Raw genomic sequence first — 12,961 nt, 5'->3', positions numbered from 1 at the left:
CCTCCGCGCCTCAGGCCCGGCGCCGCCCGCTCCGCCGCCACTCGACCGCGACCACGGCGCCGACCGACGACACCGCCGCCATGGCCGCCGACGTCACGGCGTAGGAGTGGGCCGAGGGGTGGGCGCCGGGCAGGTCGAGCCGGTTGAGGTAGAGCGTGCCGAGGGTGGCGACGCCGAGGAGCTGGCCGAGCTGGGTGACGGTGGCGAGCAGGCCGCTGGCCTCCGCCGCGTCGCGCGGCGCGACCTTGCCGAGCGCCAGGGTGAGCGTCGGGCTGAAGGCGAGGCCGAGTCCGGCGCCCAGGGGCAGCAGCGTGCCGTAGAGCAGCGCGCCGCCGTGGCCGACGGCGCCGAAGGCGACCGCGCAGGTCGCGAAGGTCAGGCCGGTGCGCAGCGCGCTGTCGCCGAGGCCCGACTGGAGGTGCAGGGCGATGGCGAAGAGGAAACCCGCGTTGGCCGCCATCGTCAGCGAGATCACCGTCACCGCGCGCGGCATGCCCGGCGCCCGCAGCACACGCGCGGACACCAGCGGGGCGCCGCCGCGCCGGGCGAGCCGCGCTTCGAGCACCGTGAAGCGCGAAGAGCAGCACGCTCAGGCCCAGCGAGAACCAGCCCCACAGCGGCCAGCCCCTCCTCCTGCCCGAGGACGAGCGGCACGGTGAGCAGCGTCACCGCGGCGCCGAGCACGACCAGGCCCGGCAGGTCGAGACCCCGCCGCACCGCCCCCGCCGCCCCCGGGGTCCCTGCGCCCGTTGCCGCGCCGGGCAGGCGGGTCAAGGTCTTCCGGCACCACGCGGTCGGCACCGTCAATCTGTCGTCCAGCTCGCTGAGCATCGACGGCATGGCCGAGCACCGCGTCGTCGTCTACACCCCGCTCGGCGCGCAGGACACCCGCCGGATCGAGCGCCTGCGCGCCATCCCCGACCCGGTCGTCGGCTGCCCCGAGCACGGCCGCCCGCTCTCCGAGATCCTGCGCGAGAAGGCCGAGCAGGCCACGCGGGAGGGCCGGAACGCAGAGATCCCGCTCCCCCGGTGAGGGAACGGGACCTTCGTACGTCGCGTGTGGACCCTGTCCCCGGGTACTCCCGCCTCGGCGTCCGGCCCGGCCGACCTCACGGGGCTCCAGGTGGCGAAGCCCCAGCGGCGCGAGGCGCAGCCGGGCAGAAACGACAGAGGGCGGGGTGACTCGCGTTATCCGCGAGCACACTCCGCCCTCGACCTTGTGGAGCTACGGGGAATTGAACCCCGGACCTCTTGCATGCCATGCAAGCGCTCTACCAACTGAGCTACAGCCCCGCGTCAGCGCGGGTTTCCCCGGCGACGAGAAGAAGCATAGCCGGTGAGCGCGCCGGAAACGAAATCCGCTGCACCGCCGCGCGCGGACGCGTCCCGGACCCGGTCGAGGGCCGTCCGGAGGCCGCCGCGAGCACGGTCCGGCGCGCGCTCAGGTGTCGTCGCCGAGGACCGGTTCCGGCAGGGTGCCCGCGTTGTGCTCAAGCAGCCGCCAGCCGCGGGCGCCCTCGCCGAGGACGGACCAGCAGCAGTTCGTCAGGCCGCCGAGCGACTCCCAGCTCGTGGACTCCAGGCCGAGCAGCCGTCCGATGGTGGTGCGGATGGTGCCGCCGTGGCTGACGACGACGAGGACGCCGTCGTCGGCGAGCTTGTCGGCGGCGGTCAGCACCACGGGGGCGGCCCGGTCGGCGACCTCGGTCTCCAGCTCGCCGCCGCCGCGCCGCACCGGCTCGCCGCGCTTCCAGGCCGCGTACTGCTCGCCGTAGCGCTCGACGATCTCGGTGTGGGTCAGGCCCTGCCAGGCTCCGGCGAAGGTCTCGCGCAGACCCTCGTAGTGCGTGACCGGCAGGTGGGTCACCGCGGCAAGCTCCGCGGCGGTGCCCGCGGCCCGGCGCAGGTCGGAGGCGATGATCGCGTCCGGCCGCAGCGCCGCGAGCAGCCGGGCGGCGCGGCGCGCCTGCGCGATGCCCTCGGCGGTCAGCTCGATGTCGGTGTTGCCCTGGAAGCGCTGTTCGAGATTCCAGGCCGTCTGGCCGTGCCGCCAGAGCACGATCCGGCGGCCACGGCCGCCCTTGTTCCCGTTCAGTTCAGGTCTCCCTCGTCCTGCGCCTCCTGCGCCTGGGCGTGCTCGGCGCCCTTGCCGCGGGTCGCGACCGCGTCCTGCGGCAGCTCGATCTCCGGGCAGTCCTTCCACAGCCGCTCCAGGGCGTAGAAGACCCGCTCCTCGGAGTGCTGCACGTGCACCACGATGTCGATGTAGTCGAGCAGCACCCAGCGGCCGTCCCGCTCGCCCTCGCGCCGTACCGGCTTGGCGTCCAGCTCCTTGGCCAGGGTCTCCTCGATGCCGTCGACGATGGCCTTGACCTGTCGGTCGTTGGGCGCGGAGGCCACCAGGAAGGTGTCGGTGATGGAGAGGACGTCGCTGACGTCGTAGGCGATGATGTCGTGCGCGAGCTTGTCGGCCGCGGCCTGGGCGGCGGTACGGGTCAGCTCGATGGAACGGTCCGTGGCGGTCACTGAGGAGACTTTCGGGTCGGGGGCTGGTCACCCAAGGGTCTCACGACCCTCGGACAGCCCCCGACCCCTTTTCGATCACCGCGCGCCGGTCACCACGCGCCGGTCACCACGGGCCGGTGACCGCGCGCCGGTCACCACGGGCCGGAGCCCGCGCGCCGGTCACCATGCGCCGATCGCCGCGGACCGGTCACCATGCTCGGTCACCGGCAGCCGGAGCCCGCGGCGGGCGCTCACTGGCCCGTCTGCTTGTAGTCCTTGCCGAGCACCACCGAGATGTCCGCGGTCGCCGGCACCGTGCCCTTCTTCACCGCGCTCGCGGGCAGCCCCAGGGTGGACGCGACGTCCTTGGCCGCGGCCAGCCGCGCGTCGTCGCCGTAGACGATCTGCGAGAGGGCCTGGGACTTGTCCGCCGTGCCGCCCGGCACATAGGTGTACGTGCCGCCGTTGACGATCGCGGCCTGCGCCATCGGGCCCGACTTCTTGTCGCCGGTGGCGTCCTTGATCTGCACGCGGGCCTGCGCGGTCGCGTCGGAGGTCTTGACCGTGCCGCCGAGGATGTCCTTGACGACGCTGTCGCTGGTCTTCGCGGTGAGCGTGCCGTCCTTCTGCACCGGCAGCATCGCCGTGTCGTACGCGCCGGTCTTGGCCAGCTCCGCGAGCTGCGCGAGCGACGCGCCGAGCTGCTGGTCGGTCAGTGACGGGTCGAGGATCTGGGCCAGCGACTGGACGGTCTTGGTCGCGGTCGCCGCGTCGCTGGGCATCTTCTTCAGCAGCGCCTGCATGACCTGCCCGAAGCGGCTGAGCTGCTTGGTCTGCGGCTCGCCCGGCGCGAGGTAGGTGGCGTACGCGACGGCCGCCTGGCCGGTCAGCTCGGTCTGCTTGCCCTGCCGGACCAGCGTCTTGTCCTTGTCCTTGCCGGTGCCCTTCACCTCGGCGTCGGTGTCGACGTAGACGTCGCCGAGCGAGTCGACCAGCAGTTCCAGATACGGGGTGTCCAGCCGCCAGGTGCCCTTGATGTCGGAGCCGAGCAGCGAGTTGAGGGCGTCCCTGGTCGGGCCGACGCCGTCGCCGACCGCCTTGTCCAGGGTGGTCGACGTGCCGTCCTCGGTGGTGACGTTGAGGGAGTTGGGCAGCAGGACCGTCGTGCCGCGGCCCTTGGTCTCGTTGTCCACCAGCAGCGCGGTGGCGGGCGCGCCCTTGTCGACCGGCATCAGGTGCACGACTATGACGTCGCGCTTCTGCGCGCCGCCCGCCGCCGCGGCCGGGCCCTTCGAGTCGCCGAGGCCGGGCAGCTTGCCCGCCTGCCACAGGTAGCCGACGCCGCCGAGCATCGCGAGCACGACCAGCAGGATCAGGCCGACCTTGCGGTTCTTGCCGCGCCGCTTGGCCTCCTCGCGGCGCTCGGTGCGCGACTCGGAGAACTTCAGCCAGTCGATGACCTCTTCCGACTCCTCCGAGTCCTCGTCGATGAAGGCGAACTGCTCGGTCAGATACTGCCCGTCGGGCCCCTTCGCCCCGCTTGCGGCGGCCGGCGCCTGCCGCGTCCCGGGCTCCTCGTGGAAGACCGGCTGCTGCCCTGTCTCGTACACCGGCGGCTGCTGCCCGGTCTCGTACACGGCGTGCCGGCCGGTGTCGTAGACCGGTTGCTGGCCCGTGTCGTAGACGGGCTGCTGTGGACCGGTGTCGTAGACCGGCTGCTGCCGGCCCGTGTCGTAGACCGCGTGCTGGCCGGTGTCGTACGCGGGGGGCTGCTGGCCGGTCTCGTAGACGGTGTGCTGCCCGGTGTCGTACGCCTGCGGCTGCCCCGCGCCGTAACCCTGGCCCTGTCCCTGGCTCTGGCCCGGCGCATGGCCCTGGCCGTAGCCGCCGGGGCCCGGTCCCTGTTCGTAGTACGGCTGTTGGGGCTGCTGCGGGATCCAGCCCTGCTGCTGGCCGGCGTAGGTCTGCGAGGGGTCGCCGTAGTACGGGTCCTGGTAACCGGGGTGCGGCTGCTGCTGGGGGACGTGCGGCGGCGCCTGCTGAGCGGCCTGCTGCTGCGGCTGCTGCCCCTGTTGCTGCTGCGCGGGATGGGGCTGTGCGTACGGGTCGTAACCGTAGGACTGCTGCTGGTAGTAGGGGTCTTGCGCGTAAGGGTCTCTCTCGTTCTCAGGACCGCCCTCGGCTTGCTGCCAACGGGGGTTTGCGTCGTTCACGAGGAACCCCTTCACGTGGTTCGTTGCGGAGCTACCCGGTCGCGTCCCGGTACAGCGCGCGTTTGTCGATGTAGCGCACTACACCGTCCGGAACCAAGTACCAGACAGGATCCCCCTTGGCCACCCGCTGGCGGCAGTCCGTGGAGGAGATCGCCAGCGCCGGGACCTCCACGAGCGAGACACCGCCCTCGGGGAAGCCCGGGTCCGACAGCGTATGCCCGGGGCGTGTGACCCCGATGAAGTGCGCGAGAGAGAACAGTTCCTCCGCGTCCCGCCAGGAGAAGATCTGGGAGAGCGCGTCGGCACCGGTGATGAAGAACAGCTCGGCGCCCGGGTGCTCGGCGCGCAGATCGCGCAGGGTGTCGATGGTGTACGTCTTGCCCGCGCGGTCGATGTCGCTGCGGCTCACCGAGAACTGCGGGTTGGACGCGGTGGCGATCACCGTCATCAGGTAGCGGTCCTCGGCGGCCGACACCTTCTGGTCGCTCTTCTGCCACGGCTGGCCGGTCGGCACGAAGACCACCTCGTCGAGGTGGAAGAGGCTGACGACCTCGCTGGCGGCGACCAGGTGACCGTGGTGGATGGGGTCGAAGGTGCCGCCCATCACCCCGATGCGGTGCTTCGCGTCCGGCATGGTCAGTCCCGGTTGAAGCGGGTCACGATCCACAGCAGGAGCAGCAGGGCGGCCAGTGCGCCGAAGCCGGTCACGTACGGGCTGAGGCTGTTGTGGTTGCCGCCCCCCTCGGCGAGTGTGGTCAGGGCGGAGGCTGCGTTGGACGACATGATCAGCGGGACCCTTTGCGATATCGGGGACGGGGGAGAAGACTCTCGGCACATCGTACGGGCGGGCGGAAGGGAACTTCGCGCAGGCTCCGCGCGTCCAGAGTATGTACCGGTTGGCTATCAGGGGGTTGGGCCAGTATGTCCGTGCCGAATGGACCGAACGACACGCAGGACGGTCAGAAGAACCTGCCGGGGCGCAACCGCAAGCGCTTCCCCGGCATCTCGTCGCGGGCGTACGAGCACCCGGCCGACAAGTCCGCGCTGGTGGCGCTCCGCAAGCTCAGCGGCTTCGACACGGTCTTCAAGGCGCTCAGCGGTCTGCTGCCCGAGCGGTCGCTGCGGCTGCTGTTCCTGTCGGACTCGGTGCGGGTCAGCGACGAGCAGTTCGCGCATCTCAACGCGATGCTGCGGGACGCCTGTTACATCCTGGACATGGAAAAGGTCCCGGCGATGTACGTGACGCAGGACCCGCAGCCCAACGCGATGTGCATCGGCATGGACGAGCCGATCATCGTGGTCACCACCGGCCTGGTCGAGCTGCTCGACGAGGAGGAGATGCGGGCGGTCGTCGGCCACGAGGTGGGCCACGCGCTGTCCGGCCACTCGGTGTACCGGACGATACTGCTCTTCCTCACCAGCCTGGCGCTGCGCGTGGCGTGGATCCCGCTGGGCAATCTGGCGATCCTGGCGATCGTCACCGCGCTGCGCGAGTGGTTCCGCAAGTCGGAACTGTCCGCGGACCGCGCCGGTCTGCTGGTCGGTCAGGACGTGCAGGCGTCGATGCGCGGTCTGATGAAGATCGCGGGCGGCAACCATCTGCACGAGATGAACGTGGACGCGTTCTTGAAGCAGGCCGACGAGTTCGAGGCGGCGGGCGACCTGCGCGACTCGGTGCTGAAGATCCTCAACGTGCTGCCGCGCAGTCACCCGTTCACCACGGTGCGCGCCGCCGAGCTGCGCAAGTGGGCGGGCAGCCGGGACTACCAGCGGCTGATGGACGGCCACTACCCGCGGCGCGAGGAGGACAAGGACACCTCGGTGTACGACTCCTTCAAGGAGTCCGCGACGCATTACGCCGATACGGTGAAGAGCAGCAAGGACCCGCTGATGGGGCTGATCCGGGACATCTCGTCCGGGGCGGGCGACATCGGCGGCAAGCTGCGCGACCGCTTCACAGGCTCGGGCTCGACGAACGGGGCGGCGGGGGCGTCAGAAGGCTCGGGCGACTCGCCCGAGGACTCGGGGCCGCCGTCCGAGCCGCAGCCGGGGATGGGCTGACCGAGGGGCTTCCCGGGCCGCCGGGCGCGCCCGTGGCACCCCGCGGCAGCCATGTGGCGTTCGGCAGCACGCCCGGCGCCGTCGTACTGCTCGGCAGCACGCCCGGCGCCGTCGTGCTCGCGGTGGCCGGCGGCTGCCCGGTGGTGGCGTCGGTCAGCGGGGCGCAGACCGCGCCGACCGGCCGGTCGTGGCGGTACGGATCGGCTCCGGCGACCGCGCCGGGCGCCGACTGGCCGGCCAGTATCGGCCGGAAGTAGTTCTGTACGGCCGCGCCGCAGGCCAGCGGTCCCGCCGCCACATCGGCCTGGACGACCTGGATCTGGCGCTGGCGCAGGTCGGCGTGGCTGAAGCGGAATCGCATCTGGCGGCGCACGGTGAACAGCGACACGGCGTTGTCGGCGAATCCCGGCCGGTACAGCGCGTAGACGAAGGTGTGGTCCGCGGCGATCTCCAGCTCGTCGTCGCCGGTCTCGGTGGCGTCCAGGGTGCCCTGCACGCGGATGCCGTCCCGGACCAGCCGCACCCGCGCCGCCGGGTCGAAGCGGACCAGCCAGCCGGTCGCCTCGTGGGTGCCGTCGGTGTACGGCCGGGTCAGGCTGCTGTCGAACTGGTCGAGCTGTCCGGGGTCGAGCAGGGCGCGGACACTGCTCACATCGCCGCCGGTGACCGTCTCCTGATTGATCGACGAGTCGGTCAGATAGAGCTTCGCGGTGCTGAATGCCTGCGTCACCTCGCCCACGCCGTAGTCGCCGATCCGGTGGATCGCGGGCATCGTGATGCCCTCGGCGCCGACCCGGTACGCCTCCGCGCGCTGTCCGCGGAAGGGCTCGGTCGCGGAGACCGAGGCGACCTTGCCGGACGGGACCAGCGGGATGACGGTGGCCCTGAGCTGCTCCGTGGCGTCCTGGCCGCGGCCCTTGTAGGGGTGCCTGACGCCCATGTAGATGGCGAAGCCGAAGGCGACGACGATGAGCGTGATGAGGGCGACCGCCTGCCGGGCGAGGCCGCGCGGCAGCGCGTGCCGGACGCGGACCGCCCGGTCGGCGTCGTCCAGCCGCTCCTGGGCGGAGAACTCCTGGATCCGGGCAGCCCGGACGAACGACTCGTCGAACACGACGGATCGGTACTCGTCCTCACCGCCTCCGGGAACGCCCTCGGGCGTGCCCTCAGGAGGATTTCCAGGCCCGCTCATATCACAAGGTTAAGTCTCTGGGCGTGCGAATAAACGCCCTGGTACCGGTCAACTTATGACAGGAGATCAGGGAAGCCGGTTCGCGGCGACCGGAGGCACACTGCTCTGTGTGCCGACCGGGCCGCTGGACGGCGGGGGGACCACCGGTGGTCGGGTCGCGCCGCCCGCGCCGCGGTAGACCGCGGCGAAGGTCAGGGCGACCACCCCTATGCCCATGACCACGGCCAGGGCCCAGGCCACCGGACGGTGCCAGCGGGTACTGCTCCCGCGGTACGGCCGTCCGGCCGGGTAGAGGTCGTCGGAATCCGGTACTCCCGCTTCGTCCAGTTCGGGGACAGCGGCGTGAGCACCGGCTCGATTCCGACCCGGCCAGCCGGGCGGTAGCGCGGGACCTTCGGCGACGGCAAGCATCCGTTCCTTGGCCGAGGGCTCATGGAACAGAGCGGACCGTACGAATTCTTCGTCGAGGACTACGGAGGCGAACTCGTCATCGTCCGGCATCTGTCCAGAGTAATGCGGAAGTTGGTCCTTTGGGCAGGGGAATCCGGACTGTCTGTGGGCCGTCCGGAGGACACTTCCGCGTGTCGGCGGGTGTCAGCGGATGTGTCCGTCACCCGTGACGACGTACTTGGTGGAGGTCAGTTCCGGCAGTCCCATGGGGCCGCGGGCGTGCAGTTTCTGGGTCGAGATGCCGATTTCGGCGCCGAAGCCGAACTGGCCGCCGTCCGTGAACCGGGTCGAGGCGTTGACCAGCACCGCGGCGGCGTCCACCCGCTGGGTGAAGCGGCGCGCGGCGGCCTGCGAGGACGTCACGATCGCCTCGGTGTGGCCGGAGGACCACAGCCGGATGTGCTCGACGGCCGCGTCCAGGCTCTCCACGACCCCGGCGGCGATGTCGTAGGACAGATACTCCGTCTCCCAGTCCTCCGCGGTGGCGGGCACGACGGTGGCCTTGCTGCCGCTGCTCTCGGCCAGCGCCTGCACCCGCGGGTCGCCGTGCACGGTGACCCCGGCCTCGGCGAGCGCGTCCAGCGCGCGCGGCAGGAAGCGGTCGGCGATGTCGCGGTGCACCAGCAGGGTCTCCGCCGAGTTGCAGACGCTGGGGCGCTGTGCCTTGGAGTTGATCAGCACCTCCACGGCCATGCCGATGTCGGCCTCGGCGTCCACGTACACATGGCAGTTGCCGGTGCCGGTCTCGATCACCGGAACGGTCGAACCCTCGACGACGGTACGGATCAGGGCGGCGCCGCCGCGCGGGATCAGCACGTCGACCATGCCGCGGGCGCGCATCAGCTCGGTGACGGAATCGCGGCTCTCGCCGGGCACGAGCTGGACGGCGTCGGCGGGCAGTCCCGCGCCGCCGACCGCGTCGCGCAGCACGGTGATGAGAGCGGTGTTGGAGGCGTACGCGGAGGAGGAGCCGCGCAGCAGCACCGCGTTCCCCGACTTCAGGCAGAGCGCGGCGGCGTCGACCGTCACGTTGGGCCTGGCCTCGTAGATGATGCCGACGACGCCGAGCGGGACGCGGACCTGCCGCAGCTCCAGGCCGTTGGGCAGGGTGGAGCCGCGCAGCACCTCGCCGACCGGGTCGGGCAGCCCCGCCACGTGCCGGACGTCGGCGGCGATGGCCGCGACCCGCTCACGGGTGAGGGTGAGCCGGTCCACGACGGTGTCGCCGGTCCCGGCCGCGCGGGCCCGCGCCACGTCCTCGGCGTTGGCCGCGACGATCTCCTGCGTGCGGACGATCAGCGCGTCCGCGATGGCCAGCAGGGCGTCGTCCTTGACGGACCGCGGCAGCGGGGCCAGGTCCGCGGCGGCGGCCCGCGCGCGGTACGCGGCGAGCAGCACGGGGGACTTGGGCAGCGGCGAGGGCAGCGGCGGGTGGGTCATGGAAGCAGGGTACCGGCCCGCCACCGGCCGGTTGGCAGGTCCCGCGACAGTGCTCCGCGGGGACGGGCCCTAGAACGGGTGTACGCCCACCGGGACGGCCGGCGGTGGTCCGTAGCCCTCCGCGACGCGCTGGTGGTAGGTCGCGCGGTCGATGACTTCCAGGCCGACGGTCTCCCAGGGCGGCAGGCCCGCCGTCGAGCGGTGCTCGCCCCACAGCCGCAGCGCGATGGCGGCGGCGTCGTGCAGGTCGCGGGCCTCCTCCCAGTAGCGGATCTCCGCGTGGTCGGTGGCGTACCGGCTGGTGAGCAGGAAGGGGTGGTCGTGGGCGAGCTGCTCAAGACCGCGTCTGACCTCGGTCAGCGGGGTCTCGGGGCCCGAGACGCTGAGCGTGACGTGCCACAGCCGGGATATCGCCCGTTCGGCGGGAAGCGCTTCCCGCTCGGGGTCCCCGTCGATGTCGTCACTGATGTCGTTGCCGACGCTGACCAGCGTGCGTTCCCCCGTACCCCTGGTCAATGGCCCTGGGCGCCCTCGTCTCACCGGCGGCCTCCCTGTGGGTTGCGTTCCGCGAGCGCCGTCCGCACCGGTAGGCGCTGACGACTCCTCCGCATCAAAGTTGACCAGGCTCCGGCGGGAAGCGGGGGCGTTTTCGGCAAGAAGGCCCGAACCAAGGTCCTGAGGAGATCCCCGGACATTGACCGGGGAGTCAAGGGTTCCGGGGGCTCAGGGGCGCAGAAGTACCAGGTCGTCACGGTGGACGACCTCGCGTTCGTAGGCGGGGCCGAGTTCGACGGCGAGGTCGCGGGTGGAGCGGCCGAGCAGCCGGGGCAGTTCGCGGGCGTCGAAGTTGACCAGTCCGCGGGCGACCGCGTGCCCCGCCTCGTCGAGCAGGTCGACGGGGTCGCCCGCGACGAAGTCGCCGTCCACGGCGGTGACCCCGGCGGGCAGCAGCGAGCTGTGCCGCTCGGTGACCGCGCGGACCGCCCCGGCGTCCAGCCGCAGCGCGCCGCGCGGAGTGGAGGCGTGCGCGAGCCACAGCAGCCGGTCGGCGGAGCGTTTGCCGGTGCGGTGGAAGTGGGTGCCGGTGGGGCGCCCGGCCAGCGCGTCGGCGGCGTGCACGGCGGAGGTGAGGACGACGGGGATACCCGCCTCGGCGGCGATCCTGGCGGCCTCGACCTTGGTGACCATGCCGCCGGTGCCGACCCCGGCCTTGCCCGCGCTGCCGATGGTGACGCCCGCCAGGTCCTCGGGTCCGGCGACCTCGGTAAGCAAGGTCGCGCCCGGCGTACGCGGGTCGCCGTCGTAGAGCCCGTCGACGTCGGAGAGCAGGACCAGCAGGTCGGCGCGGACGAGGTGGGCGACGAGGGCGGCGAGCCGGTCGTTGTCGCCGAAGCGGATCTCGTCGGTGGCGACGGTGTCGTTCTCGTTGACCACCGGGAGGGCGCCCATGGCCAGCAGCTGGTCGAGGGTGCGGTAGGCGTTGCGGTAGTGGGCGCGGCGGCTGACGTCGTCCGAGGTGAGCAGCACCTGGCCGACGCGGACGCCGTACCGGGCGAAGGAGGCGGTGTAGCGGGCGACGAGCAGGCCCTGGCCGACGCTGGCGGCGGCCTGCTGCCTGGCCAGATCGCGGGGGCGGCTGGCCAGGCCGAGCGGGGCGAGTCCCGCGGCGATGGCGCCGGAGGAGACCAGGACGATCTCCTTGTCCGGCCGGCCGCCCGGTCCCGCGCTCGCGCCGGTGCCCGAGCCGCGGACCGAGGCCAGGACGTCGACGAGCGCGTCCACCCGGTCGGCGTCCAGTCCCCCGGCGGCCGTGGTCAGCGACGACGAGCCGACCTTGACCACGACCCTGCGGGCCTCCACCACGTCCTGCCGTGCCGTTGTCACGTACGTCCCTCGTATCGCCGCTGTCACGCCTGTCCCGAACCGGCGCTCCGGCCGGTGCCGTCGCGCGCCCCGGCCCCCGGCCGTCTCCGGTCCGTTTCCGGATCGCGTCCGGAGGACCGGCTACCGCGGCGGGTGCTGGAGCTGCCAGGCCGCCCAGGCCGAGGTGACCATCGCGCGCACGTCGTACTGGGCGGTCCAGCCCAGCTCCCTGCCGATCGCCTCGGCGGAGGCCACGACACGGGCCGGGTCGCCCGCGCGGCGCGGGGCCAGTTCGGGTTCCAGCTCAGTGTGACCGGAGACCTCGCGGATCAGGTCGACCATCTCGGCCACCGAGACGCCCTGGCCGCTGCCGATGTTCAGCACCAGCGACGCCTCGGGGTCGCGGGTCAGGCGGCGGGCGGCGGCCAGGTGCGCGCCGGCCACGTCCTGGACGTGGACGTAGTCGCGCACGCAGGTGCCGTCGGGCGTCGGGTAGTCGGTGCCGAAGATCAGCGGGCGGCGGCCCTGCGAGATCCGCTGGAAGACCAGCGGGACGATGTTGGCGGCGCCGCGGTCGCCCAGTTCGGGCGCGGCGGTGCCCGCCACGTTGAAGTAGCGCAGCGACGCGGTGGCCATGCCGTGCGCCCGGCCGGCCGCGGCGATCAGCCACTCCCCCGCGAGCTTGCTCTCGCCGTACGGGCTCATCGGCGCGCAGGGCGTGTCCTCGGTGACCAGTTCGACGTCCGGCATGCCGTACACCGCGGCGGAGGAGGAGAAGACGAAGCGCCGCACGCGCGCGTCGACCGCCGCCTCCAGCAGGGTCTGAAGGCCGGTCAGATTCTCCCGGTAGTAGAAGAGCGGTCGCTCGACGGACTCGGCGACCTGCTTGCGGGCGGCGATGTGCACGATGCCCTCGACCGCGTGCGCGGCCAGCACCCGGTCGAGCGCGGCCCGGTCCAGGACGCTGGCGCGCTCCACCGGAACTCCGGACGGCAGCCGTTCGGTGTCACCGGCGGTGAGGTCGTCGAGGACGACCACCTTTTCTCCGCCGTCCACCATCGATTTGACGACATGCGATCCGATGTATCCGGCTCCGCCGGTGATCAGCCAGGTCATCGCCCCAGTCTAGTCGGCGTTGCCGCGGTGAATTCAGGGGCGCTTGATCGGCACGCGGTCTAAGGTCTGTCGGACCCCTCACCTAGACTCGCCGCGTCCGAACCGGACGGGTCTTCGCATC

At 72.0% G+C, this 12,961-nt stretch carries 14 protein-coding genes and 1 tRNA gene; 2 read left to right on the top strand and 13 right to left on the bottom strand.

What is annotated here, in order from left to right; genetic code table 11:
- Window positions 1-10: 10 nt before the first annotated feature.
- Window positions 11-565 carry a hypothetical protein gene (locus tag ACZ4EF_RS04360; protein ID WP_467502718.1) on the bottom strand — a complete coding sequence of 185 codons (555 nt, stop codon included), beginning with the start codon at window positions 563-565 and terminating at the stop codon, window positions 11-13.
- A 90-nt stretch (window positions 566-655) separates the two neighbouring features.
- On the opposite strand from ACZ4EF_RS04360, the gene ACZ4EF_RS04355 reads away from it, so the two are divergent.
- Window positions 656-1,033 (top strand): hypothetical protein, encoded by a 378-nt coding sequence (locus ACZ4EF_RS04355; RefSeq protein WP_355348918.1) that lies wholly within the window; start codon window positions 656-658, stop codon window positions 1,031-1,033.
- A 187-nt stretch (window positions 1,034-1,220) separates the two neighbouring features.
- Here ACZ4EF_RS04355 and ACZ4EF_RS04350 read toward each other — a convergent pair.
- The 6 genes from ACZ4EF_RS04350 to ACZ4EF_RS04325 all read right to left on the bottom strand — a co-directional run bounded on the left by ACZ4EF_RS04350 (window position 1,221) and on the right by ACZ4EF_RS04325 (window position 5,501).
- Window positions 1,221-1,293, bottom strand: a tRNA-Ala gene (locus ACZ4EF_RS04350).
- A 148-nt stretch (window positions 1,294-1,441) separates the two neighbouring features.
- The gene (locus ACZ4EF_RS04345; protein ID WP_401715847.1) at window positions 1,442-2,095 is read right to left on the bottom strand and encodes a histidine phosphatase family protein; all 654 of its coding nucleotides are present in this window, start codon (window positions 2,093-2,095) and stop codon (window positions 1,442-1,444) included.
- Window positions 2,092-2,526, bottom strand: coding sequence for a ribosome silencing factor (rsfS, locus tag ACZ4EF_RS04340; protein WP_355348921.1), 435 nt, complete (start codon window positions 2,524-2,526; stop codon window positions 2,092-2,094). The genes ACZ4EF_RS04345 and rsfS overlap by 4 nt, the downstream gene beginning before the upstream one ends.
- 230 nt (window positions 2,527-2,756) lie before the next feature.
- Window positions 2,757-4,718, bottom strand: coding sequence for an LCP family protein (locus ACZ4EF_RS04335; protein ID WP_467502715.1), 1,962 nt, complete (start codon window positions 4,716-4,718; stop codon window positions 2,757-2,759).
- A 31-nt stretch (window positions 4,719-4,749) separates the two neighbouring features.
- Window positions 4,750-5,352, bottom strand: a complete 603-nt coding sequence (nadD, locus tag ACZ4EF_RS04330) for a nicotinate-nucleotide adenylyltransferase (protein WP_355348927.1) — start codon at window positions 5,350-5,352, stop codon at window positions 4,750-4,752.
- A gap of 2 nt (window positions 5,353-5,354) precedes the next feature.
- Window positions 5,355-5,501: a hypothetical protein gene (locus ACZ4EF_RS04325; protein WP_355348984.1), complete on the bottom strand. Its 147-nt coding sequence runs from the start codon at window positions 5,499-5,501 to the stop codon at window positions 5,355-5,357.
- A gap of 144 nt (window positions 5,502-5,645) precedes the next feature.
- Between ACZ4EF_RS04325 and ACZ4EF_RS04320 the strand changes: the two genes are divergently transcribed.
- The gene (locus ACZ4EF_RS04320) at window positions 5,646-6,779 is read left to right on the top strand and encodes a M48 family metallopeptidase (RefSeq protein WP_355348930.1); all 1,134 of its coding nucleotides are present in this window, start codon (window positions 5,646-5,648) and stop codon (window positions 6,777-6,779) included.
- Here the strand turns inward: ACZ4EF_RS04320 and ACZ4EF_RS04315 are convergent.
- The 6 genes from ACZ4EF_RS04315 to galE form a co-directional block, all read right to left on the bottom strand.
- Complete coding sequence (locus tag ACZ4EF_RS04315) at window positions 6,673-7,971, bottom strand: SCO2583 family membrane protein (RefSeq protein WP_467502712.1); 1,299 nt, start codon at window positions 7,969-7,971, stop codon at window positions 6,673-6,675. The two genes, ACZ4EF_RS04320 and ACZ4EF_RS04315, sit on opposite strands and share 107 nt — an antisense overlap.
- A gap of 66 nt (window positions 7,972-8,037) precedes the next feature.
- On the bottom strand, window positions 8,038-8,472 hold the full coding sequence (locus ACZ4EF_RS04310) for an SCO2583/SCO2584 N-terminal domain-containing protein (protein WP_467502710.1): 435 nt from the start codon (window positions 8,470-8,472) through the stop codon (window positions 8,038-8,040).
- Window positions 8,473-8,565: 93 nt separating this feature from the next.
- Window positions 8,566-9,861 carry a glutamate-5-semialdehyde dehydrogenase gene (locus ACZ4EF_RS04305; protein ID WP_467502708.1) on the bottom strand — a complete coding sequence of 432 codons (1,296 nt, stop codon included), beginning with the start codon at window positions 9,859-9,861 and terminating at the stop codon, window positions 8,566-8,568.
- 69 nt (window positions 9,862-9,930) lie between these two features.
- Window positions 9,931-10,401, bottom strand: coding sequence for a hypothetical protein (locus ACZ4EF_RS04300; protein WP_355348939.1), 471 nt, complete (start codon window positions 10,399-10,401; stop codon window positions 9,931-9,933).
- Between the two features lie 183 nt (window positions 10,402-10,584).
- Window positions 10,585-11,745, bottom strand: a complete 1,161-nt coding sequence (gene proB, locus ACZ4EF_RS04295) for a glutamate 5-kinase (protein WP_355348942.1) — start codon at window positions 11,743-11,745, stop codon at window positions 10,585-10,587.
- 120 nt (window positions 11,746-11,865) lie between these two features.
- Window positions 11,866-12,840 (bottom strand): UDP-glucose 4-epimerase GalE, encoded by a 975-nt coding sequence (gene galE / locus ACZ4EF_RS04290; RefSeq protein WP_355348945.1) that lies wholly within the window; start codon window positions 12,838-12,840, stop codon window positions 11,866-11,868.
- Window positions 12,841-12,961: the final 121 nt, after the last annotated feature.

It is taken from the genome of Streptomyces sp. NPDC025721 (genome assembly GCF_055558595.1).
Note: the sequence above shows the minus strand (reverse complement) of the source record. Positions and strands in the feature narration are given on the sequence as shown.